The 26,927-nt window shown below is 72.5% G+C and carries 27 protein-coding genes; 17 read left to right on the top strand and 10 right to left on the bottom strand.

What is annotated here, in order from left to right:
• Window positions 1-6: 6 nt before the first annotated feature.
• Entirely contained in the window at window positions 7-762 is a 756-nt protein-coding gene (locus tag DEI97_RS03180; RefSeq protein WP_146248143.1) for a DUF6518 family protein, read from the bottom strand.
• Between the two features lie 115 nt (window positions 763-877).
• Entirely contained in the window at window positions 878-2,317 is a 1,440-nt protein-coding gene (yczR, locus tag DEI97_RS03175) for a MocR-like transcription factor YczR (RefSeq protein ID WP_111074921.1), read from the bottom strand.
• Window positions 2,318-2,377: 60 nt separating this feature from the next.
• On the opposite strand from yczR, the gene yczE reads away from it, so the two are divergent.
• The 7 genes from yczE (at window position 2,378) to DEI97_RS03140 (ending at window position 8,818) form a co-directional block, all read left to right on the top strand.
• Window positions 2,378-3,043 (top strand): membrane protein YczE, encoded by a 666-nt coding sequence (yczE, locus tag DEI97_RS03170; protein WP_111074920.1) that lies wholly within the window; start codon window positions 2,378-2,380, stop codon window positions 3,041-3,043.
• A gap of 77 nt (window positions 3,044-3,120) precedes the next feature.
• The gene (locus DEI97_RS03165; RefSeq protein ID WP_111074919.1) at window positions 3,121-4,026 is read left to right on the top strand and encodes a DUF4097 family beta strand repeat-containing protein; all 906 of its coding nucleotides are present in this window, start codon (window positions 3,121-3,123) and stop codon (window positions 4,024-4,026) included.
• On the top strand, window positions 4,023-4,619 hold the full coding sequence (locus tag DEI97_RS03160; protein WP_111074918.1) for a PadR family transcriptional regulator: 597 nt from the start codon (window positions 4,023-4,025) through the stop codon (window positions 4,617-4,619). The genes DEI97_RS03165 and DEI97_RS03160 overlap by 4 nt, the downstream gene beginning before the upstream one ends.
• Before the next feature lie 218 nt (window positions 4,620-4,837).
• Window positions 4,838-7,084, top strand: coding sequence for an APC family permease (locus tag DEI97_RS03155; RefSeq protein ID WP_258376706.1), 2,247 nt, complete (start codon window positions 4,838-4,840; stop codon window positions 7,082-7,084).
• Between the two features lie 27 nt (window positions 7,085-7,111).
• A complete protein-coding gene (locus tag DEI97_RS03150) occupies window positions 7,112-7,900 on the top strand; it encodes a hypothetical protein (protein WP_111074917.1) in 789 nt (262 codons plus the stop codon).
• Between the two features lie 102 nt (window positions 7,901-8,002).
• Complete coding sequence (locus tag DEI97_RS03145) at window positions 8,003-8,251, top strand: DUF3072 domain-containing protein (RefSeq protein ID WP_111074916.1); 249 nt, start codon at window positions 8,003-8,005, stop codon at window positions 8,249-8,251.
• A gap of 126 nt (window positions 8,252-8,377) precedes the next feature.
• Window positions 8,378-8,818 carry a DoxX family protein gene (locus DEI97_RS03140; RefSeq protein ID WP_111074977.1) on the top strand — a complete coding sequence of 147 codons (441 nt, stop codon included), beginning with the start codon at window positions 8,378-8,380 and terminating at the stop codon, window positions 8,816-8,818.
• 33 nt (window positions 8,819-8,851) lie between these two features.
• Here DEI97_RS03140 and DEI97_RS03135 read toward each other — a convergent pair whose 3' ends face one another.
• On the bottom strand, window positions 8,852-9,241 hold the full coding sequence (locus DEI97_RS03135; RefSeq protein ID WP_111074915.1) for a MerR family transcriptional regulator: 390 nt from the start codon (window positions 9,239-9,241) through the stop codon (window positions 8,852-8,854).
• A gap of 89 nt (window positions 9,242-9,330) precedes the next feature.
• On the opposite strand from DEI97_RS03135, the gene DEI97_RS03130 reads away from it, so the two are divergent.
• The gene (locus tag DEI97_RS03130) at window positions 9,331-10,314 is read left to right on the top strand and encodes an aldo/keto reductase (RefSeq protein ID WP_111074976.1); all 984 of its coding nucleotides are present in this window, start codon (window positions 9,331-9,333) and stop codon (window positions 10,312-10,314) included.
• Window positions 10,315-10,351: 37 nt separating this feature from the next.
• Here DEI97_RS03130 and DEI97_RS03125 read toward each other — a convergent pair whose 3' ends face one another.
• Window positions 10,352-11,557 carry an FAD-dependent oxidoreductase gene (locus DEI97_RS03125; RefSeq protein ID WP_111074914.1) on the bottom strand — a complete coding sequence of 402 codons (1,206 nt, stop codon included), beginning with the start codon at window positions 11,555-11,557 and terminating at the stop codon, window positions 10,352-10,354.
• Between the two features lie 162 nt (window positions 11,558-11,719).
• Between DEI97_RS03125 and DEI97_RS03120 the strand changes: the two genes are divergently transcribed.
• Window positions 11,720-11,926, top strand: coding sequence for a DUF3073 domain-containing protein (locus DEI97_RS03120; protein ID WP_111074913.1), 207 nt, complete (start codon window positions 11,720-11,722; stop codon window positions 11,924-11,926).
• Window positions 11,927-12,196: 270 nt separating this feature from the next.
• Here DEI97_RS03120 and purM read toward each other — a convergent pair whose 3' ends face one another.
• The gene (purM, locus tag DEI97_RS03115) at window positions 12,197-13,291 is read right to left on the bottom strand and encodes a phosphoribosylformylglycinamidine cyclo-ligase (RefSeq protein ID WP_111074912.1); all 1,095 of its coding nucleotides are present in this window, start codon (window positions 13,289-13,291) and stop codon (window positions 12,197-12,199) included.
• A 71-nt stretch (window positions 13,292-13,362) separates the two neighbouring features.
• Here purM and purF point away from each other — a divergent pair, with 71 nt between their 5' ends.
• The gene (purF, locus tag DEI97_RS03110) at window positions 13,363-14,820 is read left to right on the top strand and encodes an amidophosphoribosyltransferase (RefSeq protein ID WP_111074911.1); all 1,458 of its coding nucleotides are present in this window, start codon (window positions 13,363-13,365) and stop codon (window positions 14,818-14,820) included.
• 98 nt (window positions 14,821-14,918) lie between these two features.
• Here purF and DEI97_RS03105 read toward each other — a convergent pair whose 3' ends face one another.
• On the bottom strand, window positions 14,919-15,413 hold the full coding sequence (locus DEI97_RS03105) for a hypothetical protein (RefSeq protein WP_111074910.1): 495 nt from the start codon (window positions 15,411-15,413) through the stop codon (window positions 14,919-14,921).
• A 104-nt stretch (window positions 15,414-15,517) separates the two neighbouring features.
• On the opposite strand from DEI97_RS03105, the gene DEI97_RS03100 reads away from it, so the two are divergent.
• Complete coding sequence (locus tag DEI97_RS03100; protein ID WP_111074909.1) at window positions 15,518-18,106, top strand: helix-turn-helix transcriptional regulator; 2,589 nt, start codon at window positions 15,518-15,520, stop codon at window positions 18,104-18,106.
• Between the two features lie 576 nt (window positions 18,107-18,682).
• Complete coding sequence (locus tag DEI97_RS03095; protein ID WP_181439246.1) at window positions 18,683-19,555, top strand: DUF4184 family protein; 873 nt, start codon at window positions 18,683-18,685, stop codon at window positions 19,553-19,555.
• On the opposite strand, the gene DEI97_RS03090 is transcribed toward DEI97_RS03095, so the two are convergent.
• Window positions 19,511-19,870: a sterol carrier family protein gene (locus DEI97_RS03090; RefSeq protein WP_111074975.1), complete on the bottom strand. Its 360-nt coding sequence runs from the start codon at window positions 19,868-19,870 to the stop codon at window positions 19,511-19,513. The genes DEI97_RS03095 and DEI97_RS03090 overlap by 45 nt on opposite strands.
• 57 nt (window positions 19,871-19,927) lie before the next feature.
• On the opposite strand from DEI97_RS03090, the gene purD reads away from it, so the two are divergent.
• The gene (purD, locus tag DEI97_RS03085; RefSeq protein ID WP_111074907.1) at window positions 19,928-21,214 is read left to right on the top strand and encodes a phosphoribosylamine--glycine ligase; all 1,287 of its coding nucleotides are present in this window, start codon (window positions 19,928-19,930) and stop codon (window positions 21,212-21,214) included.
• Window positions 21,211-22,089: a phosphoribosylaminoimidazolesuccinocarboxamide synthase gene (locus tag DEI97_RS03080; RefSeq protein ID WP_111074906.1), complete on the top strand. Its 879-nt coding sequence runs from the start codon at window positions 21,211-21,213 to the stop codon at window positions 22,087-22,089. The genes purD and DEI97_RS03080 overlap by 4 nt, the downstream gene beginning before the upstream one ends.
• Before the next feature lie 6 nt (window positions 22,090-22,095).
• Here the strand turns inward: DEI97_RS03080 and DEI97_RS03075 are convergent, their stop codons facing one another.
• Window positions 22,096-23,301 carry a SpoIIE family protein phosphatase gene (locus DEI97_RS03075; protein ID WP_111074905.1) on the bottom strand — a complete coding sequence of 402 codons (1,206 nt, stop codon included), beginning with the start codon at window positions 23,299-23,301 and terminating at the stop codon, window positions 22,096-22,098.
• A gap of 103 nt (window positions 23,302-23,404) precedes the next feature.
• Here DEI97_RS03075 and DEI97_RS03070 point away from each other — a divergent pair, with 103 nt between their 5' ends.
• Window positions 23,405-23,725, top strand: a complete 321-nt coding sequence (locus DEI97_RS03070) for a hypothetical protein (RefSeq protein WP_111074904.1) — start codon at window positions 23,405-23,407, stop codon at window positions 23,723-23,725.
• A 157-nt stretch (window positions 23,726-23,882) separates the two neighbouring features.
• Here the strand turns inward: DEI97_RS03070 and lepB are convergent, their stop codons facing one another.
• Together lepB and DEI97_RS03060 are read right to left on the bottom strand one after the other, a co-directional pair.
• Window positions 23,883-24,515 carry a signal peptidase I gene (gene lepB, locus DEI97_RS03065; protein ID WP_258376705.1) on the bottom strand — a complete coding sequence of 211 codons (633 nt, stop codon included), beginning with the start codon at window positions 24,513-24,515 and terminating at the stop codon, window positions 23,883-23,885.
• Window positions 24,512-25,045: a hypothetical protein gene (locus tag DEI97_RS03060; RefSeq protein ID WP_146248142.1), complete on the bottom strand. Its 534-nt coding sequence runs from the start codon at window positions 25,043-25,045 to the stop codon at window positions 24,512-24,514. The genes lepB and DEI97_RS03060 overlap by 4 nt, the downstream gene beginning before the upstream one ends.
• Before the next feature lie 106 nt (window positions 25,046-25,151).
• On the opposite strand from DEI97_RS03060, the gene DEI97_RS03055 reads away from it, so the two are divergent.
• On the top strand, window positions 25,152-25,931 hold the full coding sequence (locus DEI97_RS03055) for an SDR family oxidoreductase (RefSeq protein ID WP_111074973.1): 780 nt from the start codon (window positions 25,152-25,154) through the stop codon (window positions 25,929-25,931).
• Window positions 25,932-25,994: 63 nt separating this feature from the next.
• Window positions 25,995-26,924 carry a VOC family protein gene (locus DEI97_RS03050; RefSeq protein WP_111074902.1) on the top strand — a complete coding sequence of 310 codons (930 nt, stop codon included), beginning with the start codon at window positions 25,995-25,997 and terminating at the stop codon, window positions 26,922-26,924.
• The last annotated feature ends 3 nt before the right edge of the window (window positions 26,925-26,927 follow it).

The raw sequence follows: 26,927 nt of genomic DNA, 5'->3' as shown, positions 1-26,927 counted from the left end.
GTGCGCTCAGAGCCAGGCGATCCCGACGTAGACGACGGCGACGGCGACGGACCCGACGATCCCGGTACCCAGCGCCACCACCCGGCCGACCGGTGTCCGGGCCAGCGCGATCCCCACCACGACCACGGCGACCCCGACGGCGATCTGGACGATCCACGTCGTCGAACCGGTGGTCGCGGCGACCTGCAGCAGCCCACGCACCCCCTCGCCGATGAGCACGGCGGCGGTGACCCCGGCGGCGGCACCCCGCCAGCGGCCGTCCGAGGACCGCACGGCGACGGCGACCGCGCCGGCCAGCAGTCCGGCCGGCAGTGCCATCACGACCCAGAAGTTCGTGAGCGAGAGGGTGTCGACGAAGCCGCGCAGGTTCGTGGCCGCCCAGTACCCGATGTGCATGAGTTCGAGCAGCACCACCCCGAGCACCATCGCCAGGGCCACCCGCAGCCTGCTGGTCCGGCTGTCGACACGACTCCCCCGGCCGACCCCCGCAGCGAGGACGAGCAGCGCCGCGACGACGAACCACGGTCCGGCGGAGTTCGACACCGTGCCGAGTCCGGGCACGGCCTGCCCGAAGCTCGTGGCGACCCCGGCGAGCAGTGCACCCGTCAACGCCATCGTGACCCGGGCCAGCGGCGGCACCGCGTGCGACGGGTCCGTGCCCGACGAACCAGGAGAACCCGACGAACCAGACGAACCCGACGAGCCCGCGCCCGACGACGTACCCGGCAGTGCGGCGGACGAGGAGGACAGGGTGCTGTTCATGGTCCCGATGCTGCCGTGCCCGCACCGGTCACCGCGTCACCCGCCAGGGCCACCCGCATCCCCCGCGAGAGTGAGAAGGAGAAGGGACGATCAGACGCAGCGCGTCGCACGCGCCTCACACCACCGCCGCCGCCGACCCCCGCGTCGCCACCGCGGCCCCGCCGACCCGCTCCCACGACCGCGCCAACGCCCCGACCAGCCGCTCCCGGTCCGCCCCGGTCACGGTGAACGGCACCCGCAGCGACCGCTCGAACCCACCGTCCGGCCCGAACACCCCGCCCGAGGCCAGCACGACGCCCTCGGACCGTGCGGCGAGCACGAGAGCACTCGACACCGGCTCCCCGAGCCCGACCCACAGCGTCAGCCCGCCCGCCGGTGACGGCACGTCCCACTCCGGCAGTCGCGCCCGGAGCGCGGCCACGAGACCGTCGCGACCGTCGCGGAGGACGTGACGCCGGGCCTCCAGGACGGCCTCGGTCTGCGGGACGAGCTCGCGCGCGACGAGCTGGTCGAGGACTGGCGTGCCGAGGTCGCCGGTCGGCCGGGCGAGGAGCAGCCGCTGCAGCAGTTCCGGGGCGGCGCGTACCCAGCCGATCCGCAGCCCGCCCCAGAAGACCTTGGCGGCCGACCCGACCATCACGACCTGACCGGGCGCGTCCGCGGCGAGGGGCCGCGAGGGGACCCCGTCGATGCGCAGCTCCCCCATCGTCTCGTCGGCGACGACGACCGTGCCGACCGCGGCGGCGGCCTCGAGCAGCACCCGACGGGCGGAGTCGGCCATCGTGGCGCCGGTGGGGTTGTGCAGCTCGGGCATGACGTAGGCGAGCGTCGGGGCCGACCGCCGGATCGTCGCGTCGAGCACCGTCTCGTCCCAGCCACCGCGGACGTCGACGGGCACCGAGACGAGTCGGCCGCCGGCTTCGCGGAGGACCTCGTGGGCGTGCGGGTACGTCGGCGACTCGACCAGGACCGGGTCCCCGCGGCGGACCAGGACCCGGGCGAGCAGGGCGATGGCGTGCTGCGCGCCGATCGTGACGACGACCTCGGACGGGGTGGTCGGCAGGCCCCGTGCGGTGTAGCGGTCGGCGATCGCGGCACGGAGACCGGCGTCACCGACGGTGTCGTACCCGATCCCGGCGAGCGCCGCCGGCAGGTGCCGCATCGCCCGTTCGACGGCCTCGGCGACGCCGGGCGCGCTGCGGAGCGCGGCCTTCCGCAGGTCGAGCAGGTCGTCGGGGACGACGCCGGCCAGGTGTTCCGGGTCCGGCCGGCCCTCGAGCGGCAGGCGGATGACGCTGCCGGAGCCGCGGAGCGAGGTGAGGTAGCCGTCCTCGCGGAGGCGCGCGTAGGCGTTGGCCACGGTGGTGCGGGAGACGCCGAGCGCGGTCGCGAGCCCGCGTTCGGCGGGCAGCCGGGCTCCGTGCGGGATCCGGCCGTCGATGACGAGGACGCGGACGGCGTCGGCGAGCGCCTCGTAGGCGGCGGCGTCGGACCCGGCGCGCCAGTGGCGGAGCAGCAGGGCGACGGACCGGGCGCTGAGCAGGACGGGCGTCATGGGTCCACGGTAGCCGGATTGGCTCTCGCACAGCAGGCCAATCTACGCGAACATCGAGCCATGCCCCGCTCCACCGCCCTGACCTTGCGCTTCGTGCAACTCGCCGTCGGCCTCTTCCTCTACGGCGCCTCGGTGGCACTGCAGGTCCGCGCGGTCGTGGGCGTCTCGTCGTGGACGGTCCTGACGCAGGGCCTCGAGAACGTCCTGCCGTGGTCGTTCGGCGTCATCACGACGGTGTCGAGCCTGGTGATCCTGCTGTTCTGGATCCCACTGCGCCAGAAGCCGGGCATCGGGACGCTCTGCAACGCGCTGGCGATCGGGCCGGCCGCCGACCTGGTGCTCTGGCTGGTCCCGGAGCCGGGCACCCTGGTCGGCCGCGTCCTGCTCTTCGTCGGCAGTCTGGTCCTGCTCGCGGTCGCCACGGCCTGCTACATCGGCGCCGGCTTCGGCACGGGCGCCCGCGACGGCCTGATGGTCGGGCTGCACGAGCGCCTCGGCTGGCCGCTGTGGGTGGCGCGGACGAGCGTCGAGGTCACGGTCGTCGTCGTCGGCTGGCTGCTCGGCGGCGACGTCGGGGTCGGCACGGTGGTCGCCGCCTTCGCCATCGGCCCGATGGTCCAGCCGCTGATGCGCCACTTCCGCCGGTTCCCGTGGAGTCCGGTCCGGGAGGCCCGTCCCACCCCCGCCACGCCGGTTCCTGACCCTGCGCCGAGCATCCGGCTCTGACCCTGGCCGTGCCGTGGAGACGCGATGTATCGTGTCGAAGCAGAACGCGACACATCGCGTCTGGACAGGGAGACGTCATGGCACAGGAGAAGTGGCTCGTCGACGAGCCGAAGGTCATCGACACCGGGATCGTCCGCGCACTGCGGATCGGCCTGGTCGGCGGACAGGTGGACGTCGTCACGCACGACGAGCCGACCGCCCGCGTGGAGATCCACCAGGTCTCCGGCAAGCCCATCAAGGTCGAGATCGAGGGCGACACCCTCACCGTCGACCACCCGCAGATGCGCTGGGACGACGTCCTCGGGTTCCTCAAGTCCTTCCGCGGCGGCGGCGCCCGTGCCGACGTCAGCATCCTGGTCCCGCGCGACGTCACCGTGACCATCGGCGTCGTCTCCGCCGGCGTGCTGCTCTCCGGCACCGAGCGGGGCGCCACGCTCAACAGTGTCTCCGGTGACGTCGTCCTCGACGGCGTGATCGGCGACGTCGTCGTCAACGCGGTCTCCGGCACCACCACCCTCCGCGACCAGGTCGGCGCCGTCGCGCTCCGGACCGTCTCCGGAGACGTCGTCGCCACCGGTGAGATCCGCCGCTTCACCGCGGACGGGGTGTCCTCGGCGGTCGTCCTCGACCTGCACGGCTCCCCGGACCAGGTGAAGGTGAACACGGTGTCCGGCTCGGTCGACGTCCGCCTCGAGCACGGCACGCCCTACACGAGCACGATCACCACCGCGACCGGCCGTCTGCAGTTCGACGACGCCGAGATCCGCGGCACCCGTGGGTCGTACACGCGGACCGACGGTGAGCTCTCCGGGTCCTACGTCGACGTCCGCATCAACTCGGTCTCCGGCGACGTCGCGATCGTGCACGGCCACGCGCCGAGCACACCCGCTGCACCGACGGCCCCGACGACGCCCGACGCACCGCCCGCCCCGGCGGCACCGACCGCGCCGTCCTTCGACGAGCAGGGCGGGACCGTCGCATGAGCCCGGTCTTCGCGCACGGCCACCTGCGCCTCTACCTGCTGGTCCTGCTGGCCGACCACCCGATGCACGGGTACGAGGTCATCACCGCCCTCGGCGACCGCTTCGGCGGCACCTACGTCCCGAGCGCCGGCACCGTCTACCCGCGCCTGGCGAAGCTGGAGGAGGACGGCCTGATCACCGGCACGTCCGACGGCCGCAAGACCGTCTACGCCATCACCGACGCCGGCCGGGCCGAACTCGACGCCCGTGCGGACGAGGTCGCCCAGCTCGAGAACGGCGTCACCGACAGCGTCAAGTCCCTGGCCGACGGCGTCCGCGCCTCGGTCGGTGCCGCGATGAAGTCGCTCCGTGCCGACCTGGCGGCAGCCGCCGAGCCCGGCGGGTCCGGTGGGTCCGGTGGGTCCACCGACGCCGGTCCGACCGCGGTGCCGGCAGCGGGTGTCCGGTCCCTCCGCGACGCCGAGATGGCCGTCGCCGTGTTCCGGCAGCAACTCCGTGCCGACCTCCGCCGCCGTGCCGCTCGTGGCACGCTCGACGACGCGGCCGTCCAGCGCCTGCGGGACGGTCTGGAGGCACTGCGCAAGTCCCTCTGACGGGCCGCGCCGACGGGGCGGTCGCGAGCCGCGCCTCCAGGCTGGAGCCGGTGCGTCGGCTCACCCTGTCCGTTCCTTCAGGAACAGCACCCCGAACCCCTCCGATCCGCGCCGCATCGCGGATCGGAGGGGTTCGTCGAATCCCGTTCGGTCACGGCGGAATACCGTTCGGGCTCGCGGTGTTGCGTTCGCCCACCGATTGAGTAAGTTCGTCGCTCGTGACCAACGAGACCCGGTCGTTGAAAGCCCGACTGATCGGCGACCCACTCCCCTCGGAGAAACTCGAGGGACAGCTCCTCCCGAAGCACCTGGCCCTGCCGATCTTCGCGAGTGACCCGCTGTCCTCTGTGGCGTACGCGCCGCAGGAACTGCTGATGATCCTGCTGCTCGGCGGGATGGCGTTCCTGACGTTCGCCCCGTGGGTGGCGGCGATGGTCGTCCTGCTGCTCGTCGTGGTCGTCGCGTCCTACCGGCAGCTCATCAAGGCGTACCCGTCCGGCGGCGGCGACTACGAGGTCGCGCACCGGAACCTCGGCGAACGGGCCGGCCTGGTCGTGGCCAGTGCCCTGCTCGTCGACTACGTCATGACGGTCGCCGTGTCGGTGGCCTCGGGCGTGGACAACATCATCTCGGCGCTGCCGATGCTCAACGAGTTCCGCGTCGAGCTCGCGATCCTGTTCGTCGTGCTGCTGGCGGCCGCGAACCTCCGCGGTGTCCGCGAGTCGAGCAAGGCCTTCGCGGTCCCCACCTACCTGTTCGTCGCGAGCGTCTTCGTGATGGTCGTCACCGGCCTGGTCCGGGTCGCCGCGGGCGACGCCCCCGTCGCCGAGTCCGCTGCGTACACGGTGCAGAACGTCGAGCACACCACCCAGGCGGCCTTCATCCTGCTGCTGCTCCGTGCCTTCGCGTCCGGCTGTTCCGCGCTGACCGGCGTCGAGGCGATCGCGAACGGCGTGCAGGCGTTCCGTCGCCCGAAGATCAAGAACGCCCAGCAGACCCTCGTGCTCATGGGCGGCATCGCGATCGTGCTGTTCATCGGCCTCATCACGCTGGCCCTGGTGTCGCGCGTGCACTACGCCGAGAGCGCCTGTGACCTGCAGGGCTTCGCGAACTGCAGCACCACGCCGCAGCGCTCCCTGATCGCCCAGATCGCGGCGGCGACGTTCGGCAACAACTCGGTGCTGTTCTTCGTCATCCAGGCGACGACCGCGGCGGTGCTGCTCCTGGCGGCGAACACCGCGTTCAACGGGTTCCCGCTGCTCGGCTCGATCCTGGCCCGCGACTCGTACGCCCCGAAGGCCCTGTCCACCCGCGGCGACCGCCTGATCTACTCGAACGGCGTCATCCTGCTCGCGCTCGTCGCGGCCGCGCTGCTCATCGTCTACCGGGCGAACGTCACGAGCCTCATCCAGCTCTACATCATCGGCGTCTTCGTGTCCTTCACGCTCGGGCAGAGTGGCATGGTCAAGCACTGGGTCAGCCTGCTCCGCGCCGACCGGGCCGGCACCGCCGACGAGCCGGTGAACCGCGGGCAGGTGCTCCGGAGCCTGACGATCAACTCGATCGGCGCGACCTTCACCTTCGTGGTGCTCGTCATCGTCACGATCACGAAGTTCACGCACGGCGCCTGGTTGGTCTTCGTGATCATGCCCGTGCTGTTCGTGCTGATGCTCGGCGTGAACCGCTACTACCGGGACGTCTCGCACGAGATCCAGGCCGACGTCGAGACCGAGTTCGGTGCCACCGGTGACCACGCGATCGTCCTGGTCAACAAGCTGCAGAAGCCCGTCCTCAAGGCCCTCGACTACGCGATCGCCGCCGAGCACGCCGGACTCGAGGCCGTGCACGTCGCCATCGACGACGCCGACGCCGCCCGATTGCGCGAACAGTGGGCCGAGCACGGCATCGAGGTCCCGCTGACGATGGTGCCGAGCCCGTACCGCGACATCTCGATGCCGCTCATCAAGTACATCAAGGCGCACCGGCTGGAGCACGGCTCCGAGGTCGTCACCGTGTACACGCCGGTCTTCATCGTCGGCCACTGGTGGGAGGGGCTGCTCCACAACCACCGCGGTCGTCGGATCCGCCGCAAGCTGCTGCTCACGCACGGCGTCACGGTTGCGCTCGTGCCGTGGCTGCTCGACTCCTCCGAACTGCTCTACGGCAAGCGCTCCCGACCCTTCCCGGGCCAGGACCGCCGTGGCGAGCCCGTCCGGCCGGCGCTCCGGCGCTCCCCGCACGGCGTCTTCCGCTCGGAGGCCGAGGAGGACCGGCTCATCCGCTCCGCCCAGCGCAACAGCCTGGAGCCGCAGAAGCTCGCGCACCAGCCGTCGCCAGCCTCCCGTCGTGCCACCCGCCCCGCCGGCCCCGCCGAGGGCGTCGACCCGGCGCTCTGCACCGGCGAGGTCCGCTCGCTGGTCGCAGCCACCCCGCCGGTCCCCCGTCCGCACGATGACGATGCGTGACGGTGCCCGGTCGTACGATGTGACCCCATGACGACCGCTCCCGAGGCCCTGCGCACCTTCGCGACCTTCGACGGACACGGCGGCAAGGTGTCGAAGCGGGTCGAGGTGCTCGACCACGAGCCGCCCGTGTCGCCGGACGGCCGCTACGACGGCCTGGTCGCCGTGCGCGGCGAGCACCCGATCGGCGCCCTCGACGAGCGCGCCGCGGACGACTCCGCCGAGCTGGCACGCGGTGTCGCGAGCATCGGCTGGGTGGACCCGGCCACGCTCCGCGACTGGTACCGACCCGACCGGGTCGTGGTGAGCCTCCTGGACGCCCGGCGGTCCGGACTCGAGCCGGGCGTCTTCGCCGACTCCCGCGGGCGCGGTCGCGTCCGCATCGACGGCCGGGAGGCCCACCTCGCCGCCGACGGTCGGCCCGCGTTCCGTGCACTGGCCGGCACCGCGGACGCGCCCAAGGCGGACGTGCCGTTGCCGATGGACCAGGTGGTCCGCCTCGTCGTCGTGTCGGCCGGCGTGGCCGACACCCTGACCGGAGCGTCCGGGGTGGAGATCGTGACGACGCCCGTCACCCCCGTGCTGTCGCCGGGCGAGTACCCGGTGTACGCCGACGACGTCCCGGGGCTGCCCCCGCGTCCGGCGTCGGGGCGGGTCCTCGTCGCCGCGGCGGTCCTGCTGAACGGGTCGATGCACCGGGTGGACCGACTGGACGAGCCCGCGAACACGCTCTGGATCGAGCGGGGTGGCCGGGTCGTGCCGGTGGCCGCGAGCGACGTCGGCGGCGACCTGGTGCGGTACACGGCGACGCCGGTCTGAGTACTGTCCGGGCGCTGCGTCTGGATGCCCATTGTCCGCTCACGGCCTGCGGGGGACGCCGGACTGCGCCGCTGGTCGGGGGTGCGGCGTACGGTCCGGGGCATGAGTGATGCAGACCAGAACCAGCCGGAGACCCTCGGCGGAGAACGCCCGGACCCCTCGACCACCGCGAGCAAGGACCCCGAGCAGTGGGTCACCGGCGACGAGCCGATGACCGGCCCGCAGCGCAGCTACCTCGACACCCTCGCCCGTGAAGCCGGCGAGGAACTGTCGGCCGACCTCACCAAGGCCGAGGCGTCGGAGCACATCGAGCGCCTGCAGGAGAAGACCGGACGCGGCGCTTCTTCCTGAGCAACAGTCGTTGCTGTACGGCGGTCCGCAGTTCTGCGGACCGCCGTCTGGCATCCCCCTGACAGACCCCCGGTAGTCACCCCGGTGCCCCGGTTGGATGACACGTCACCACTTAGCGTCGTGGGCATGCGAACCACATCGACCTCCATCGGCCTGACCGTGCTCCGCGTCGTCCTCGGCGTCGTCTTCATCGCCCACGGTGCCCAGAAGTTCAGCCAGGGGATCCCCGGCGTCACCCAGGGCTTCGCCGGCATGGGCGTCCCCTTCGCCGAGGTCGCCGCACCCCTCGTCGCCGGGCTCGAGCTGATCGGCGGTGCACTCCTGGTGCTCGGCGTCGCGACCCGCGTGGTCGCCGTCCTGCTCGCCGTCGACATGGTCGTGGCCGGAGCACTGGCGCACCTGCCCGCCGGGTTCTTCTCACAGGACGGCGGGTTCGAGTACGTGCTCGTCCTCGCTGCCGGCTCCCTGGCCGTCGCGCTCACCGGGCCGGGGCGGTACTCGGTCGACGCCGTCGTGGTGCGGCGGTCGCGCGGGCGTCGCGGCACGCAGGAGCCCGTCGCCGCCTGACCAGCGGCCCTGGGTCGACGGCCGGTGGCGGGTCTACCGGCCGTCGAGCTGCTGCTCGTACGCCGCGATCTTCCGCTCGAGGGCGTCGAGGTGCCGGCGGACCTCCGCCTGCCGCGCGAGCACCGTCTCGTGGTGGCTCCGCAGGAGAGCCAACCGCTGCTCGTCGTCGGCGCCCGCGCGGTACGCCGCCGCGTACTCGCGCATCTCGGCCACGCTCATCCCGGTCCCGCGCAGCATGACGACACCCGCCAGCCAGGCGAGGTCGCGCTCGTCGTAGCGGCGCCAGCCGTCCGGCCCACGATCGGGCGCGGGCGCGATGCCCTCCTTCTCGTAGTACCGGATCGTGTCGACGGTGATCCCGAGCAGCTCAGCGGCAGCGCTGATCGTCACGGGGTCGGTGATCGGGACGGTCGGCAGGAGCATCCCCCGATGCTGCCACTTGACATGGTGTGCGCACCAGGGTCCAGGCTCTGCTCGTGTCGGACACACCGACACGACGAGGAGACGACACCGTGCAACAGACGACACTGGGCTCGCAGGGCCTGACCGCCTCGGCGATGGGCCTCGGGTGCATGGGGATGAGCGCCTTCTACGGGGGCGCGACCGAGACCGGGTCGGTCGAGACGATCCGGCGGGCGCTCGACCTGGGCATCACGCTGTTCGACACCGCCGAGGCCTACGGGCCGTTCGCGAACGAGGAACTCCTCGGCCGCGCCCTCGGTGCCGACCGCGACCGAGCCGTCATCGCCTCGAAGTTCGCCACCGACTTCACCGACGACGGGGTCCCGATCGGGCTGGACGGCTCCCCCGAGCACGCCAGACGAGCGATCGACCGGTCCCTGTCGCACCTGGGCACCGACCACGTCGACCTCTGGTACCTGCACCGCGTCGACCCGGCCGTCCCGATCGAGGACACCGTCGGAGCGATGGGCGAAGCCGTGACCGCCGGCAAGGCCCGGTACCTCGGCGTCTCCGAGACCGCAGCCGACACCCTCCGCCGGGCACATGCGACCTTCCCCGTCACGGCGATCCAGTCGGAGTACAGCCTGTTCGAGCGTGATGCCGAGCACAACGGCGTCCTGGACACCGCGCGCGAACTCGGCGTCGGTTTCGTCCCGTTCTCACCGCTCGGTCGCGGGTTCCTCGGTGGCACTCTGACCCGAAGGGACGACCTGCCGGTGGGTGACGCCCGACGCGACCTGCCGCGGTTCTCCGACGACGCGATCGCGGCCAACCTCCGCATCGTGGCGGCGCTCCGCACCATCGCGGACGAGAAGGGGATCACTCCGGCGCAGCTCGCTCTCGCCTGGGTGGTCCGGGCCGGTACCGTCCCGATCCCCGGCACCACGAAGGCCGCCCGCGTCGAGGAGAACGTGGCCGCGTTGGACGTCGAGCTGACGGCGGACGACCTCGCGCGGATCGACGCCGCGTCACCGCACGGCGCGGCCACCGGCGCGCGGAACACCGCGGCGGGGATGGCGCGCGATCGCGGCTGAACGGGTCGACGGTGTCCGCCCCCTCCCGCCGATCCGGTCAGGCGCCGGCGGCGGACTGCCCGTCGGGAGCAGCGTCATCGTCAGCGGCGGCAGCAGCACCGGCGGTGTCGGTGTCGGTGTGGGTGTGGGCCACGTCGTCGTCGGCCAGGACGGCCAGCACCTGGCGCGCGATCCGGCGGCCGGCCCGGTTCGCCCCGATCGTCGAGGCCTGGGGACCGTAGCCGGCGAGGAACAGCCGCGGCTCGGCGGTGGACCGACCGTCCTCGACGACGACCCCGCCCGCCTCGGTCCGGAGGCGCAACGGCGCGAGGTGCCTGAGGTCGGCGCGGAAGCCCGTCGCCCAGATCACGGCGTCGGCGTGGACGTGCTCGCTGTCGGCCGTCAGGACCCCGTCGCCGTCGAGTCGTGTGAACATCGGTTCAGCTTCGAGGAGCCCCCGGGCCAGGCCACGGCGGATCCTCGGGGACACCGGCAACCCGGTCCCGCTGACGATGCTCGGCAGGGTGCGACCGGCCCGGGCAGCGCGGTCCTGGTCCGCGACCGCCGCCACGGCCGCGCCGGTCGCCAGGGCCGGGTCGTCCGACCAGACGACGGGACGCCGGGTGAACCACCGGGTCGACCGGGCGATGCCGTCCAGTTCCAGCAGGAACCCGATCGCGCTCGTGCCACCGCCGACGACCACCACGTCCTGCCCGGCGAACTCCCTCGCGTCGCGGTAGCCCGTCGTGTCGAGCTGCCGGCCACGGAAGGCATCGCGCCCGGGGACCCACGGCACGAACGGGGTGCCCCACGTGCCCGAGGCGTTGACGACCGCCTCGGCCCGGATCGTCCCCGCGACACCGTGCTCGTCGCGGGTCTCGACCAGCAGGGTGTCCGATCCGGGACCGTCACCGTGCCGGACGGCCGTCACCCCGACCGGCCGACGCACGCGGAGGTCGTGGTGCTCCTCGAACCGGCGGTAGTACTCGGCCACGACCTCCCGGGCCGGCCGCGACTGGTCTGCGTCGTCGAACCGCAGGCCCATCTCGTGCATCCCGGGCAGGTCGTGCACCCGGTGGGCGATGCCGAGCCGCAGGGCGTCCCACCGGAACTGCCACGCGCCTCCCGTCCCCGGAGCACGGTCCAGGACCACCAGGTCGTGGCCCGCGACGAGGCCCGCGCGCTGCAGGTGCCACGCGACCGAGAGTCCGGCCTGACCAGCACCGATGACGACGACGCGGGCTCGTTCTGCTGGGCGGATCATCACCCTCGATTCTGCTGTGCTCGGGACGCGCCGGGCGAAGTCGGCAACGGGGTACATGGTAAAGTGACGGACAGATTTCAAACCACGAACCGTCTGTTCTTCCCGGGTGCGCACTCGTTGCCCGCCGAGACCGGACACGAGCCGACACAGAGGGGGTCACGCATGGGGCGCGGCCGTCAGAAGGCGAAGCACACCAAGGTCGCCCGGGAGCTGAAGTACTTCAGCCCGGACACGAACTACGGTGCTCTCGAACGCGAACTCTCCGTCGCACAGCAGTCGGACGAGCCGGACTACGTCGACCGTTGGGGCGACGAGTTCGGTGACGAAGGAGACCTCGAGAACCAGACGGACACGAACAAGTCCGCCTGACCTCCCGGTCGATCACGCCGCGCGCCCTCGGGCAGCGCGGCGTTCGTCGTCCCCGGGCGTGACCGGCCGCCGGCTCGCCGGTCGCCGGCTCGCCGGTCGCCGGTCGCCGGTCGCCGAGGTCGCACGAACTGCCGCCCCGGGCAGCCCCGAGCGGCAGTTCGTGCGACCTCGACAGAGCGCAGGCGGCACGTCGTGCGACCTCGACAGAGCGCAGGCGGCAGGTCGTGCGACCTCGACCACGCCGGCAGGAGCCGACCAGCGCGCCGGGACTCAGCCCGCGTAGGCCCCGACCAGGCGCACGGCCCCGCCGTCGACGCCCTTGGCGCCCTGCTCGAACCCGGTCAGGTCACGCGTGCCGATCGACACGGTCCCGACCTCCCACGCCGGAAGCCCGGCCGACCGGAGCGTCGCGGTGACCCCGTCGACCGACGCTGCCGAGACGACCGCGAACATGCCGATGCCCAGGTTCCAGGTGCTCTCGGTGTCCTCGATCGGGGTTCCGGCCAGCTCCGCCAGGACGCGGAACACCGGCAGCGGCTGCCAGGTGGAACGGTCGACCTCGACCCACGAGCCGACGGGCAGCACGCGCGCCAGGTTCGCCGCGATGCCGCCACCGGTGACGTGGGACAGCGAGTGCACGTCGCCCGGGTGTCCGTCGATCAGCTCGAGCAGCGGGGTCGTGTAGAGGCGGGTGGGTTCGAGCAGGGCCTCGCCGACCAGGCCGCCGAGCTCCGGCAGCGTGTCGGTGTAGCCGATGCCGCGCTGGCCCAGGATGTGCCGGACGAGCGAGTACCCGTTCGAGTGCAGCCCGGAGGACTCGATCGCGATGACCACGTCGCCGTCCTGCACCAGGTGGGCGCCGAGCTGCGAACCGGCCTCGACCACGCCGACCGCGGCACCGGCGACGTCGTAGTCGTCCGGTCCGAGCAGGCCCGGGTGTTCCGCGGTCTCGCCGCCGACCAGGGCGGTGCCGGTGGCCGCGCAGCCGCGGGCGATGCCGGCGACGATGTCGGCGATGCGGTTCGGGACGACCCGGCCGCAGGCGATGTAGTCCGTCATGAACAGCGGCGTCGCGCCGACCACGACGATGTCGTCGACGACCATGCCGACCAGGTCCTGCCCGATCGTGTCGTGCTTGTCGATGGCCTGCGCGATCGCGACCTTCGTGCCGACGCCGTCGGTCGAGGTGGCGAGGAGGGGCCGCTCGTAGTCCTTGAGGAACGAGACGTCGTACAGACCGGCGAAGCCGCCGACCCCGCCCAGGACGGACGCGTTGTGCGTCGCCGACACGGCGGACTTCATGAGCTCGACGGCCAGGTCACCGGCAGCGGTGTCGACGCCGGCCTCGGCGTAGGGGTTGGGCATACGTCGTCCTCCGCAGGGCATGGCAGACTTGTTCGGTACCACCCGATCCTACGGTCTGGAGCACCCCGCGAATGTGCGGCATCGTCGGCCTCGTTGCGCAGGGGCCTGCAAACCAATCCATCTACGACGCCCTGCTCCTCCTGCAACACCGGGGACAGGACTCCACGGGCATCGCCACGGTCGACGGGCACGTGCACCACATGCACAAGACCCGCGGCCACGTGCGCGAGGGTTTCCGTACCCGTGACATGCGGGCACTCCTCGGGACGATGGGCCTCGGCCACGTCCGCTACGCCACCCGCGGCGCCGCCGCGAACGAAGAGGAAGCCCAGCCGTTCTACGTGAACGCGCCGTACGGCATCGTCCTCGTGCACAACGGCAACCTGACGAACACGCGGGAACTCACCCGCGAGCTGTTCGACATCGACCGCCGGCACCTCAACACGACCTCGGACACCGAGCTGCTCGTGAACGTCCTGGCGCACGAGCTGCAGGGCCAGGTCCGTGGCACGCACCTCGACCCCGGGCAGGTGTTCGACGCGGTCGAGCGCGTGCACGAGCGGGTCGAGGGCTCGTACGCCACGATCGCGACGATCGCGGGCCACGGCCTGCTGGCGTTCCGCGACCCGTTCGGCATCCGGCCGCTGATCCTCGGGCACAAGTTCGACGACGCCGGCAAGAGCGAGTGGGTCGTCGCGTCCGAGTCCCTGGTGCTCGAGTCCGGCGGCTACGACATCGTCCGCGACGTCGCCCCGGGCGAGGCCGTCTTCATCGAGATGGACGGCACGATGCACGCCCGCCAGTGCGCGAAGGACCCGCGCCTGGTGCCGTGCTCCTTCGAGTACGTCTACCTGGCCCGTCCGGACTCCGTGATGAACGGCATCTCCGTGTACGACGCCCGTCTCCGCCTGGGCAACCGCCTGGCGGACACGATCGAGCAGTACGCCCCGACCGGCGACATCGACGTCGTGATGCCGATCCCGGACTCCAGCCGCCCTGCCGCGATGCAGGTCGCGCAGAAGCTCGGCATCGAGTACCGCGAGGGCTTCTACAAGAACCGCTACGTCGGCCGCACGTTCATCATGCCGGGGCAGGCGGAGCGCAAGCGTTCGGTCCGCCAGAAGCTCAACGCGATGTCGTCCGAGTTCAAGGGCAAGAACATCCTGATCGTGGACGACTCCATCGTGCGCGGTACGACGAGCCGCGAGATCGTCGAGATGGCGCGGGCCGCCGGCGCGAACGAGGTCACCTTCACGAGCGCGGCGCCCCCTGTCCGGTTCCCGCACGTCTACGGCATCAACATGCCGACGCGCGCCGAGCTGATCGCCCACGACCGGAAGATCCCGGAGATCAACCGGGTGCTGGGCAGCGACCACCTGATCTACCAGGAGATCGGTGACATGCGCGACGCGATCATCGAGGGATCGGACGTCACGGACCTCGAGATGAGCTGCTTCACGGGCGAGTACGTCACCGGTTTGGTGTCGCCGGAGTACCTGGCCTGGGTCGAGGCGAACCAGCTCAGCTGACGCCGGTTCCGCACCGTGCGGACCAACGGACTGGAGGCCCGTCACCAGCTGGTGACGGGCCTCCAGTCCGTTCTGTGGTCGCGTCCGCGACCGCAGCCTCAGCGCTCGGGGCGTTCCCGGGGTTCCGGCTCGACCGTGCGGTCGGTGTCGGGCACGTCGGTGGCGGGCACGTCGGTGGCTGGTACGTCGGTGGCGGGCCGGACATCCGGTGCCCTGTGGTCCTCGAGCTCGCCGTCGACGGTCTCCGGAGCCGGGTCGACGGCGACCCGCTCGGCCGTCAGCCGGGCCGCACGGCGGGACGAGACCTGGTCGAGCACGACGGCGATGACCGCGCCGACGAGCATGCCGATCGAGACGCCGTACAGGCTGAAGTAGCCGACGAGGCCCGCGAAACCGGTGGTCTCCTGCTGGTTGCCCCGGTCGATGCCCATCGTGAGCGCGACGACGACGACCGTCACGAGGAAGCCGAGGACGGCGCCGCCGAGGATGAAGACGCTGAAACGGGGGGCGCGTCGGATGGTGACCTGGTCCGGGCTGGTCACCGCGTTCGGCGCCGGCACCGGGCGTTCGTCGGGTCGATCGGTGTTGCTCACGTCCCCATTGTCCCCCACCTTGGGAGGATCCACGCCCGGCAGTTCGTCCGGTGGACGCGAGATGATGGTGCAGGACGGAACACCGTCGAGGACGGAGGTGCGCGATGGCCGAGGAGGCCGCGTCGAGCGAGCGCCGTCCGACGACCGCCCCCGCCCGCCTGTCCTGGCCCGTGATCACCCGTGACGAAGAGGACCGCGCGGTCGCCGTCGTCGGCGAGCACCGGTGGAGTGTCGCCCTCGTGGGGGCCGCCGGGCTCGGCAAGACCACCGTCGCTGCCCGCGTCACCGACCGGGTCGCCGCGCAGGAGCGGGACACGGACCCGCTGGTCGTGCCGATCACCGCCGTGGCCGCCGGGTCGTCGATGCCCTTCGGCGCGGTGTCGGACCGGTTCGGGGACGTCCTGGGCGACGACCTGACCGAACCCGTGCCGGCCGAGGCGCGCCTCCGGGACGCCGCCGAGGCGGAAGGACGCGACCTGCTCCTCCGGGTCGACGACGCCGACCTGCTCGACGCCCTGTCGGCCCGCTACGTCGCCTGGCTCGTGCGGGACCAGCACGCGCGGCTCGTGCTGACCTGCCGGGACTTCACGGCCCTCGCCGAACCCCTGCGGGCGCTGTGGCAGGACGACCTGCTCGAACGCATCGACCTGGAACCGCTCGACGTGGCCGAGGCATCGTCCCTGATCGAGCGCGCGCTCGGCGCCCCGCTCGAACCGGCGTCGGTGGAGCAGGTCCACCGGGCGACGCAGGGCAACCCGCTGTACCTGCGCGAGGTCGTGCGGGCCGGCCTGTCCTCGGGCTCGCTCGAGCACACCGCCCTCAGCTGGTACTGGCGCGGACGGGTCACGGCGTCGATGAGCCTGGCGGACATGTACCGCACCGAACTCGGGGCGTTGCCGGGCGAGCTCCGGGACGTCGTGGAGATCGTCGCCCTCGCCGAACCGATCCCGCTGTCCCGCCTGATCGCCCTGGTCGACGGACGCGACCTCGACCGCATGGTGGGGCTCGGCTTCGTCCGGATCGACTCGACCGACACCGGCAGCCCGGTCGCGCGCTCCTCGCACCCGCTCATCGGCGAGGTCGTCCGCGCCCTGGTGCCCGTCGCACGCCGGACCTCGCTGTTCGCCCGCGCCAACGCCTTCCGCACCGACCGGCCCGAGGGGGCACCACCGGCAGCCCGACTCCGCTCGACCCTCTGGGCACTCGAGTGCGGCATCGTGCCCCCGGTCGACCAGCTGCTCGACGCGGCCCGGGTCGCCGGCGGCCTGCAGGAGCACGAGAGCGCCATCGTCCTGACGACCGCGGCCCTCAACGCGGGGCCCGACGCTGGCCTCACCCCGACCGACCGGGTGCGCACCCACTGCCTCCGGTCCCTGGCCTACGGGTACAGCAGCGGGCGCGAGGCCGGCCGGCTCGACGCCGAAGCGGCCTGGGGCCTGGTGACCTCGGGCCCGCGGGTCGACGACGTCGCCGTGGTCGAGGCGTGCGAGACCCTCGCGAACCTCCGCCAGTTCCACGACGACGACACCTCGGCGGCCGTCGCCCTCACCGAGTCCGCGATGCAGTTCGTGGACCTCGAGACGGCCGAGCAGCTCCGGCTCCTGCGGCTGTCACACCTCGGCTGGGGTGGCGACTTCACCGAGGTCCGACAGGAGATCGAGCGCACCGGCGTCCTGCACGCCCCGGCGATCCCGCGGTCCTTCCTGCCGATCGCCGCCTGTGCCGTCGCAGCCCTCGGCACCGGCGGGCGACTCGACGAGGCAATCCGGCTCGCGCAGGCGTGCCTGGCCACGGCCGCCGTGCACCTCGAGGACTCCCCCTGGAGCGTCGGCGAGATCGTGTCCGTCATGCACCAGGTCCAGGTGTGGCGGGGCGACATCGCCGAGATGGTGACCCAGGTGCCGGTCAGCCGGTCGGACCCGTTCCTGAAGTACGACTTCACGCTCGAGCTGTTCGGCATCGGCAACCAGGCACTGGGACAACGCCGGTGGTCGGACGCCGTCACCGCGTTCACGGCCGCGTGCGAGCGGTACGCCGTCGACGACCCGGGTGGGTTCGCCGCCTACGCGTGGTCCCGTCTGGCGATGTCGCAGGCGTACGCGGGCATGACCGACGCGGCTGCCGAGTCCGTCGAGCGGGCGCGGACGACTCCGCTCCGGGCGATGCGGATCCTCGGCGACCAGATCGAGATGACCATCGCGTGGGCCGAGGCGCTGCTCGGCAACCCCGCCGGGCTCCACCGCGCCGACGAGCTGATCGCCCGCGGGACCGCCTCGGGCGCCTGGACGCACGTGCTCTACGGGCAGGCGCTGCACTACGTGATGGACATCGCGGCCGGTCGGGACACCACGTCGTCGCTCGACCGACTGCAGGACGCGGCGGGACGGGTCGACGGGCCCCTGGCGAGCGCGATCACCCAGTACGCGGACGCACTGCGCTCGGGCGACCGCGGGTGGATCGCCAGCGCCCAGGCCGACCTGGCTGCGTGCGGGATGGCCGTGACCGCTGGACGTCGGACGCAGCCGCTGACGAAGCGGGAGTACGAGGTCGCCCAGCTCGCGGCCCAGGGGTTCTCGAACCGGCGGATCGCCGAGCACCTCGGGCTGTCGGTGCGGACGATCGACGCGCACATGTCGCGGGTGTTCGCGAAGTGGGACCTGCGCTCGCGGTCCGAGCTCGCCGAGATGGTCTGACCCGCCCTTCCGGACGGTCCGCCGGCCCCGCGGCCCCGCCGAGACGCCGGGGTCAGTCCGAGACGCCGCCATCCGGCCGAGACGCCCCCTGATCCTGCGGCGTCTCGAGCGCACCGCGGCGTCTCACGGAGACGGGCCCGTCTCGACGCCGGGCGCCGGGCACCAGGCGCCGGGTACCGGGCGCCGGACGCCGGACGGACGCCGGACACCGGACACCGGGCACGCGTCCCGCCAGCAGCCCGCGACCGGGCAGCCGTCCTCGTCCGGACGGTGCCGCCCGCGTCCGGGCGCGACGGATCAACCGCAAGAAGTTGCGGGATGCAGCACGACTCGCCGTTCTCGTTGACACAGCGGGCCCGCTTTCGCGTAGCGTTGCGTGTGTCGCCGGGTTCGGACCCGTTCGGGTCGGGTCCGAATCCCGGCGACTTCAGCCAGGTTAGAGAACCAGGTGCACGGTCCACATCGGTAGGACCTACCTAATTCCCGCCGGTATCGGCCCGGCCAGCGCCAGGGCCGGCTGTCGTCTCCACCTTCCGGCCGATGTGCCCGCGTCCCGCCTGCCGTCAGGCTCGACGGGTGCCGTTCACCATCAGCCACGCGGTCGTCGCCCTGCCGTTCCGCCACACCGTCCTGCCCGCCGCGGCCGTCGCGGTCGGCTCGATGGCCCCCGACGCCGTGCTCTTCGTGCCCGCGCTGCCGCCGTACGGCTTCACGCACTCGTGGGTCGGCGTCGTCACGATCGACCTCGCGGTGTCGCTCGTCGTCCTCGCCGCGTGGTGGTTCCTCGTCCGGCCCGCATGGACACCGGTCCTGCCCGCCCGGTACCGCGCGCAGCTGCCCGGCTGGCACCGGCCCGAGCGGGTCCCGCCGGCGCGGGTCCCGCTCGTCGTGGTCGCCTGCGTGCTCGGCAGCGTGACGCACGTCGTCTGGGACGCCTGGTCGCACCCGCACGGCTGGGTCGTCCGGCACGTGGCGGCGCTCCGCTCCGATGTCGGCGGGCACCCGGTGTACTCCCTCGTCCAGGACGCGTCGAGCGCCGGTGGCCTGCTGCTGCTCCTCGTGCTGCTGCTGCGGTGGACGCGCCATGCGGCCACCGCCGGCGACGTGGCGGGGGTGGGGCGGGCCTCCCGTCCGGAGCGGTCCGGCGCGACCACCGCGGCGTCCGGCCGGGAGGCTCGCATCACCCCGGTCGCCGCCCTCGCCGCCGTCCTGCTGGTCGCGCTGGTGACCGCGGGGTCGGTCCTCGGCCGCGGGGGCGGGGTCGGGTCGCTCGTCGTCCGCGAGGCGTTCGTGCTGCCACCCACGGTCGCGGTGACGCTGGTCGTCGGGGCACTCGTGCTGCTGCTGGTGCGACGCGCGCAGTCGGCGGACCGGTCGGGGCAGACGGACTCAGGGCAGACGGACTCAGGACAGACGGACCGGCAGGAACGCGGCAAGGTCCGCCCGTGACCCGGAGGCGCTGACGCGTCGGGCCGTGTCGGGGTCGTCCCAGCGCAGTCGGCCGGTGGCGAGCGCGAGCCACGTCGCCGGGTCGGTCTCGACGACGTTCGGCGGGGTCCCGCGAGTGTGCCGCGGGCCGGGCAGGGCCTGCACGGCCGCGAACGGCGGGACCCGGACCTCCACGCTGTTGCCGGGGACGTCCTCGGCCAGGCGCTGCAGGGTCCAGCGGACGGCGGTCGCGATCGAGGTGCGGTCCGTCGCGCCGGCGGTCACGGCCTCCAGGGCAGCCCGCCCGACGGCGTCTTCGATGGTCCTCGGCGGCATCTCCACAGGCTAGCCGGTGCACTGCGGGCGGCGAGTCGGGCTCGGTAGGGTGATCGCGTGCGAATCCTCGTCCTCGGTTCCGGTGCCCGCGAGCACGCGATCATCACGGCCCTCCTGGCGGAGCACGCCGCGTCCCCGGAAGGTGGCGGTCACGTCATCACGGCCGCGCCGGGCAACGCCGGCATCGCCGCCGACGTCGAGACGGTGTCGCTCGACCCGTCGAACGGCGCCCTCGTCGCGGAGTACGCGTTCGAGAACGACGTCGACCTGGTCGTCGTCGGGCCCGAGGCCCCGCTCATCGCCGGTGTCGCCGACCCGCTGCGCACCCGCGGCATCCCGGTCTTCGGTCCGGGCAAGGCCGCCGCGCAGCTCGAGGGCTCCAAGGCGTTCGCCAAGCGGATCATGGCCGAAGCGGGCGTCCCGACCGGACGCCCGGTGTACGCCGGCACGGTGGACGAAGCCGCGGCGGCACTCGACGACCTCGGCGCCCCCTACGTCGTCAAGGCCGACGGACTGGCCGCCGGCAAGGGCGTCCTGGTGACCGAGGACCGTCAGGCCGCGCTCGACCACGCGACCTACTGGCTGCAGCACGGACACGTCGTGGTCGAGGAGTTCCTCGACGGCGAAGAAGTGTCGCTGTTCTTCCTCAGCGACGGGCACGACGTCCGGCCGCTCTCCCCCGCGCAGGACTACAAGCGTCTGGGCGACGGCGACCTCGGGCCGAACACCGGTGGCATGGGCGCCTACTCGCCGCTGCCGTGGCTCGACGAGCGATGGGGCTCCGAGCAGGCCTTCGTAGACGAGGTCACCGAGCTCGTCGCCCTGCCGACCGTCCGACAGCTCGAACACGAGGGCACGCCCTTCGTCGGCCTGCTCTACTGCGGGCTCATCGTCACCGAGCAGGGCGTGCGGGTCATCGAGTTCAACGCACGGTTCGGCGACCCCGAGACCCAGGTCGTGCTCACCCGCCTGGCGACCCCGCTGAGCAGCCTGCTGCTGGCCGCCGCCACCGGGCAGCTCGGCGGCACCCCGCGGCCGGAGTTCCGTGACCAGGCGGCCGTCACCGTCGTCCTGGCCAGCGAGGGGTACCCGGAGAACCCGGTCACCGGTCGGGTCATCACCGGGGTGGACGCCGCGAACGCCCGTGACGGCGTCGCCGTCCTGCACGCCGCGACCGGCACCCTCGACGGCGACCTCGTCGCCACCGGCGGACGCGTGCTCAGTGTCGTCGCGACCGGGTCCGACTTCGCCCAGGCGCGCGACCGCGCGTACGCGGGACTGCACGACATCACCCTGCCCGGCGGCCAGTTCCGCACCGACATCGCCACGAAGGTCGTCCGATGAGCACCGCACCCGTCGTCGATGGCTGGCGTCACGTCTCGTCCGGCAAGGTCCGCGAGCTCTACGTGCCGGCCGACACCGCCGACGTCGCCGGCGCCACCGAACTGCTGCTGCTGGCCTCGGACCGGGTCAGCGCGTACGACTTCGCGCTCGAGCCGCCGATCCCCGGCAAGGGCGAGCTGCTGACGCGGCTGTCCCGCTTCTGGTTCGACCAGCTGCGCGACGTCCCGAACCACCTGCTCACGCCGAGCGGCACCACGACCCCGGTCCCGGCCGACGTCGAGGCCCGGTCGATGCACGTCATGCCGCTCCGGATGTTCCCGATCGAGTGCGTCGTCCGCGGGTACCTGGTCGGCAGCGGCTGGACCGAGTACCAGCAGTCCGGCAGCGTCTGCGGTGTCGCCCTGCCCGCCGGGCTGTCGAACGGTGACCGCCTGCCGGAGCCGATCTACACGCCGGCGTACAAGGCGCCGCAGGGTGAGCACGACGAGAACATCTCGTTCGAGCGCACCGAGGAGCTCGTCGGAGCGGCCGATGCGGCAGCCCTCCGTGACCTGTCGCTCGCGGTGTACTCCGACGCGGCGGCGATCGCCCTGCAGCGCGGGGTCGTCATCGCGGACACGAAGTTCGAGTTCGGGCGCGACGCCGACGGGCTGATCCGCATCGCCGACGAGGTCCTGACGAGCGACTCCAGCCGCTACTGGGACGCCGCCGCGTACGAGTCGGGCAACCGCACGGACTCGTTCGACAAGCAGATCGTCCGCGACTGGCTCGGCGCCAACTGGGACCGCACCGGCACGCCGCCGGTGCTGCCGGACGAGGTCGTCGCCCGGACGGCCGCCCGGTACCAGGAACTCATCGAGCGCCTCGGCGCCTGACGCGGGTCAGGCGTCGCGGGAGACCACGACGACGGTCAGGTCGTCGCCCGGGTCGTGCTCGATCGCACGCCCGCGGACGCCGGCCAGGAACGCCCCGAGGTCCGACGACTTCCGGTACAGCGCACCGAGGCGGGACAGCGACGCCAGGGTCGAGTCCCAGAGCTCGAGCGCCCCGTCGCTGACCAGCACGAGCGAGTCGCCCGGTTCGAGGACGAGTTGCCCGACGGCACGGTCGATGCCGACCGGGTGCAGGCCGATCGGCAGGTCGACGGAGCGCAGGACGGTCTCGGTTCCGTCGGCGTGCAGGTGCAGCACGAGGCCGTGCCCCGCGTCGACGAAGTCGAGCCGGCCCGTGGTGGTGTCGAGTCGGCCGTGGAAGAGCGTGGCGAAGGCCTCGGCGGCGCTGAGGTCCGGCGCCACCTGCTCCTCGAGCGCGGCGACGGCGGTCGGCGGGACCTCGTTGCACCGGGCGAGCAGTGCTCCGCGCATCCCGGCGGCGAGGAGGCCGGCGGCCATGCCCTTCCCCATCACGTCCGCGACGGTCAGGTCGACCGTGTCGCCGGCCACACGCCACTCGTGGAAGTCACCCGACACGATGCCGTGCGGGATCGACGTGCCGCCGATCGTCCACCCCGGCAGGTCGACGGTCCGCGGCTGCAGCCCCGTCAGGACGGCGCGGATCCGGTCGTCGTCGAGCCCCGTGGCGAGCTCGCGCTCCGCCCAGACTGCGAGTTCCTGCAGCAGGACGACGTCGTCCGCGGTGAGGGTCCGAGGCTGCGGGTCGATGAGGCAGAGCGTGCCGACCTTGGTCGCGTCGGCGCCCACGTGCAGCGGGACCCCGGCGTAGAAGCGGACGTTCGGGTCGTCGTTCACCATCGGCAGGTCCGAGAACCGCTGGTCGTCGCGGGCGTCCGCCACGACCACGGGACCGTCCTGGTGCAGGGTCCGTCCGCAGAAGGTGTCACGGAGCGGCGTCGACCCGGGGAACACCGCGTCGGACTGCTGGGACTTGTGGAAGAGCAGGTCGTCGCCCGCCAGGTTGAGGAAGGAACCGGCGACGCCGAAGGCCTCGCGTGCGATCCGGGTGATGCGTTCGAAGCGCTCCTCGGGCCCGCCCTGCACCACGTCCAGGGCGGCCAGGAGGGCAGCACGACGAGCGGTTTCGGGAGCGGAAGCCTGATCCGCATGCTGCTCCGCGTGCTCGATGCTCATGTCTCCACGCTAACGCGGATACCGGACAGCGCCCTCGTCCTGTGTCCAGAACGCATGCCCCCAGTGGACGGGTCACCCGGCCGCCGCCGCGTACTCTGGGGCGGTGCTCCGCCGTGTCGCCCCCGTCCTCGCCCTGGTCTGTGGCGCGACCCTGGCCCTCACCGGCTGCGGCGCGCAGAACCCGACCGGGCAGGTGTCCGTCACGGTGTCGCAGAACGCCGCCGACCACCCGTACCAGGTGAAGGTGTTCCTGCCGAACGGGGAACCGTCGTCGCACCAGCAGGTCTACCCGGGAGACACCGCCGACTTCGCGGGCGTGCCCCTCGGCGAGGTGACCGTCCGCGCCGGCGACCTGTGCCCGGAGCGGGCTCAGGTCCGAGCCGACCAGGTCGCGAAGGTGACGCTGACGACCGTCGGGTGCTGAGCCTCCCGGCCGGGAGGCGCGGTGCGGGTCCGCCCCGTCACCCCGCGGTACGTCACGTCGCGGTGCGTCACCCCGCGCTGCGTCACCCCGCGGTGCGTCACCCCGCGCTGCGTCACCCCGCGCTGCGTCACTTCGCGCTGCGTCACCCCGCGCTGCGTCACTTCGCTTCGGGCACCGCGTCCCACTCCGCGCCGTAGCGCGACAGCACCGACCACCGGTCGGCCGGCCAGGTGATGACGAACGCGCGGCCCACGACGTCGTCCAGCGGGACGTTGCCGTGGATGCGCGAGTCGGCCGAGTTGTAGCGGTTGTCGCCCATCACCCAGATCCGCCCCTTCGGCACCGTGATCGAGAAGTCGTCACCCGACACCCGCTTCACGTCCGCCGGCAGCCGCACGTACGGCTCGTCGACGGCGTGCCCGTTCACCGACAGCCGGCCCTGGGCGTCGCAGCACTGCACCCGGTCCCCCGGCAGCCCGATGACCCGCTTGATGAGGTCGTCGCCCTGCCCCGGGCCGAGCCACGCGTTCGGGTCGCGGAAGACGACGACGTCCCCGCGCTCGAGCGGCATCACGTGCGGCACGAGCTCGTTGACGAGCACGCGGTCGCCGACGAGCAAGGTGTTCTCCATCGACTCCGACGGGATGTAGAACGAGCGCACCAGGTACGCCTTGACCAGGAACGAGGCGAGCAGCGCCAGCACGACGATGACCACCAGGTCGCGGATGAACCGCTTCGTCGACCTGCGGCGTTCGTCCGCGGGGCTCGCCTCGGGTGCCTCGGTGCTCAATGTGTCGCCACCACCTTCACCAGCGAGATGGCGAGCGCGACCGCGGCGAGCACGATCCCGCCCCACAGCCCCAGGAACGAGGGGCGCTTCCCACTGAACCGCTGCAGGACCACCCCGACCAGGCCGATGCGGACGACCAGGATGACGACCGCCGCGATCTGCGCGCCCTCTGCCGGCAGCCACCCGACCCACGCGGCCGCGTAGAGCACCGCCGGGATCAGCCCGGAGGTGGCGATCGGGTTCGCGTTGCGCGTGATCACCGCGACGGTCTCGCGACGGGCGTCCTCGTCTTCGGTGGCACCGATCGAGTGCGCCACCAGGTGCGACAGGACGTGCGCCAGGTAGGTCAGGACCGCGGTCGCCAGCACCGTCAGCACCGCGGCGCCGTGCTCGATCTGCTCCGGTGAGACCGCGATCGCGACGGCGAGCACGGTGATGTTGCCGTAGATGTACGACGACATGCGGTCGCGGGCCTGCTCGACCGGCAGGTCCTGGGGTCGCGGGCGGCGACCTCGGCGTTCAGGGGGCATCGGTCCATCTTGGCCCGTCCGGGCCGGGTCCGGCTGACGAGCAACCGGGTGTGATGCCAAGGTGGTCAGGACCGTGCACCGCCGCACGGTCGGGATGGAGGCCCGCATGACGAACCGCAGACCACTCGCCCTGGTGACCGGGGTCGGCCGACGAGCCGGCATCGGCGCCTCGATCGCCATCCGCCTCGCGACCGACGGCTGGGATCTCGCGATCAGCTGGTGGGGTCCGTACGACGAGCGGGTGCACGGGGCTGCCGACCCGGCGGGGGTGGACGCGGTCGTCGCGGAGTGTGTGGCAGCGGGAGCTGCCGTGACGCGCCTCCCGGTCGACCTGGGTGATCCGGAGCAGGCGGCCGCACTCGTCGGCCGTGCCGAGGCAGAGGCGGGCGCACCGGTGACCGCCGTCGTCATGTCGCACTGCGAGTCGGCGGACTCCGACTTCGCGACGACGACCGTCGAGTCGTTCGACAAGCACCTGGCCGTGAACGTGCGCGCGCCGTTCCTCATCGTCCAGGCCTACGCGCGACGACTGCGGGAGGGTGCCGCCGTGCCGCTCGACCGCCGCCGGGTGATCGCGCTGACGAGCGACCACGTCGGGTTCAACCTGCCGTACGGCACCAGCAAGGGAGCCCTCGACCGGCTGATCGTCGGGGCCGCCATCGAGCTCGGCGACGTGCGGGTGAGCGCGAACACCATCAACCCGGGGCCGAACGACACCGGGTGGATGACGGACGAGATCCGGCAGTCCGCCGTCGACCAGACCCCGCTCGGACGGCCGTCGATGCCGACCGACACCGCCGCGCTCGTCGGGTTCCTGTGCGGGCCGGACGGCGGGTGGGTGAACGGGCAGCTGCTCAAGACCGACGGTGGGTTCAGCGCGAAGTGAGGGTGTCGGGGCGCTCGGGCTCGTTTTGTTGACGCGTCAACGATCTCGGCGCAGACTGAGCGGATGAACTCGCAGGACCTCCTCGCCGCGGACACCGGGATGGGCGCCGTCACGCTCCGGGTCGCCGACCTCGATGCCATGACGGCGTTCTACCGGGACGGTGTGCGGCTGACGGTGCTCGTGCAGGAGGGGGCGCGGGTCGTGCTCGGGCGGCCGGCGGCGGGCGGGGGCACGGTGCTGGCGGGTGGTGCTGTGCCGGCGGGTGGTGCGCTCGACGTGCCCGTCGTCGTGCTCGAGCACGAGCCCGCGCTCCGGCACGCGAGCCCCGGGCAGGCCGGCCTGTTCCACACCGCCGTCGTGTTCGACGACCGTGCGGACCTGGCCGCCGCGCTGTACTCCGTCGCCACGCGGTACCCGCAGTCGTTCACCGGCAGCGCCGACCACCTGGTCAGCAACGCGTTCTACTTCACCGACCCGGAGGGCAACGGCGTCGAGCTGTACTGGGACCGCGACCGCACCGAGTGGTCGTGGACGCACGGGTCGATCGACATGGACACCGTGTACATCGACCCGAACGCGTTCCTGCAGGAGCACCTCACCCCTGAGGCGCTCGAGCACGCGGACGCCCGACCCGGCCGAGTCGGCCACGTGCACCTGTCGGTCGGGGACGTGGCCGCAGCGAAGGCGTTCTACGTCGACACGCTCGGCTTCGCGACCACCGCGGCGATGGGCAGCCAGGCGTTGTTCGTCAGCGCCGGCGGGTACCACCACCACATGGCGATGAACACGTGGAACTCCCGGGGAGCCGGTCGTCGGCAGCAGGCGCTCGGCCTCGGGTTGGTCCGGATCGAGGTCCCGGCCGTCGACGACCTCGGGGCGCTGACCACGCGGATGCGCGATGCCGGGGTGCAGACCGCGGACGACGGGCAGTCGGTCGCGTTCGAGGACCCGTGGGCGAACCGCATCGAGGTGACCACCGCCGGTCGGGGCTGACCC

It is taken from the genome of Curtobacterium sp. MCLR17_032 (genome assembly GCF_003234795.2).
Taxonomy (GTDB): domain Bacteria; phylum Actinomycetota; class Actinomycetes; order Actinomycetales; family Microbacteriaceae; genus Curtobacterium.
This window is presented reverse-complemented; position numbering and strand designations above follow the sequence as displayed.

Excerpts from the sequence above, each read along its gene's own strand:
- DEI97_RS03180 (WP_146248143.1), bottom strand. The coding sequence starts at position 762 with ATGAACAGCACCCTGTCCTCCTCGTCCGCCGCACTGCCGGGTACGTCG.
- yczR (WP_111074921.1), bottom strand. The coding sequence starts at position 2,317 with ATGACGCCCGTCCTGCTCAGCGCCCGGTCCGTCGCCCTGCTGCTCCGC.
- yczE (WP_111074920.1), top strand. The coding sequence starts at position 2,378 with ATGCCCCGCTCCACCGCCCTGACCTTGCGCTTCGTGCAACTCGCCGTC.
- DEI97_RS03165 (WP_111074919.1), top strand. The coding sequence starts at position 3,121 with ATGGCACAGGAGAAGTGGCTCGTCGACGAGCCGAAGGTCATCGACACC.
- DEI97_RS03160 (WP_111074918.1), top strand. The coding sequence starts at position 4,023 with ATGAGCCCGGTCTTCGCGCACGGCCACCTGCGCCTCTACCTGCTGGTC.
- DEI97_RS03150 (WP_111074917.1), top strand. The coding sequence starts at position 7,112 with ATGACGACCGCTCCCGAGGCCCTGCGCACCTTCGCGACCTTCGACGGA.
- DEI97_RS03145 (WP_111074916.1), top strand. The coding sequence starts at position 8,003 with ATGAGTGATGCAGACCAGAACCAGCCGGAGACCCTCGGCGGAGAACGC.
- DEI97_RS03140 (WP_111074977.1), top strand. The coding sequence starts at position 8,378 with ATGCGAACCACATCGACCTCCATCGGCCTGACCGTGCTCCGCGTCGTC.
- DEI97_RS03135 (WP_111074915.1), bottom strand. The coding sequence starts at position 9,241 with ATGCTCCTGCCGACCGTCCCGATCACCGACCCCGTGACGATCAGCGCT.
- DEI97_RS03125 (WP_111074914.1), bottom strand. The coding sequence starts at position 11,557 with ATGATCCGCCCAGCAGAACGAGCCCGCGTCGTCGTCATCGGTGCTGGT.
- DEI97_RS03120 (WP_111074913.1), top strand. The coding sequence starts at position 11,720 with ATGGGGCGCGGCCGTCAGAAGGCGAAGCACACCAAGGTCGCCCGGGAG.
- purM (WP_111074912.1), bottom strand. The coding sequence starts at position 13,291 with ATGCCCAACCCCTACGCCGAGGCCGGCGTCGACACCGCTGCCGGTGAC.
- purF (WP_111074911.1), top strand. The coding sequence starts at position 13,363 with ATGTGCGGCATCGTCGGCCTCGTTGCGCAGGGGCCTGCAAACCAATCC.
- DEI97_RS03100 (WP_111074909.1), top strand. The coding sequence starts at position 15,518 with ATGGCCGAGGAGGCCGCGTCGAGCGAGCGCCGTCCGACGACCGCCCCC.
- DEI97_RS03090 (WP_111074975.1), bottom strand. The coding sequence starts at position 19,870 with ATGCCGCCGAGGACCATCGAAGACGCCGTCGGGCGGGCTGCCCTGGAG.
- DEI97_RS03080 (WP_111074906.1), top strand. The coding sequence starts at position 21,211 with ATGAGCACCGCACCCGTCGTCGATGGCTGGCGTCACGTCTCGTCCGGC.
- DEI97_RS03075 (WP_111074905.1), bottom strand. The coding sequence starts at position 23,301 with ATGAGCATCGAGCACGCGGAGCAGCATGCGGATCAGGCTTCCGCTCCC.
- DEI97_RS03060 (WP_146248142.1), bottom strand. The coding sequence starts at position 25,045 with ATGCCCCCTGAACGCCGAGGTCGCCGCCCGCGACCCCAGGACCTGCCG.
- DEI97_RS03055 (WP_111074973.1), top strand. The coding sequence starts at position 25,152 with ATGACGAACCGCAGACCACTCGCCCTGGTGACCGGGGTCGGCCGACGA.
- DEI97_RS03050 (WP_111074902.1), top strand. The coding sequence starts at position 25,995 with ATGAACTCGCAGGACCTCCTCGCCGCGGACACCGGGATGGGCGCCGTC.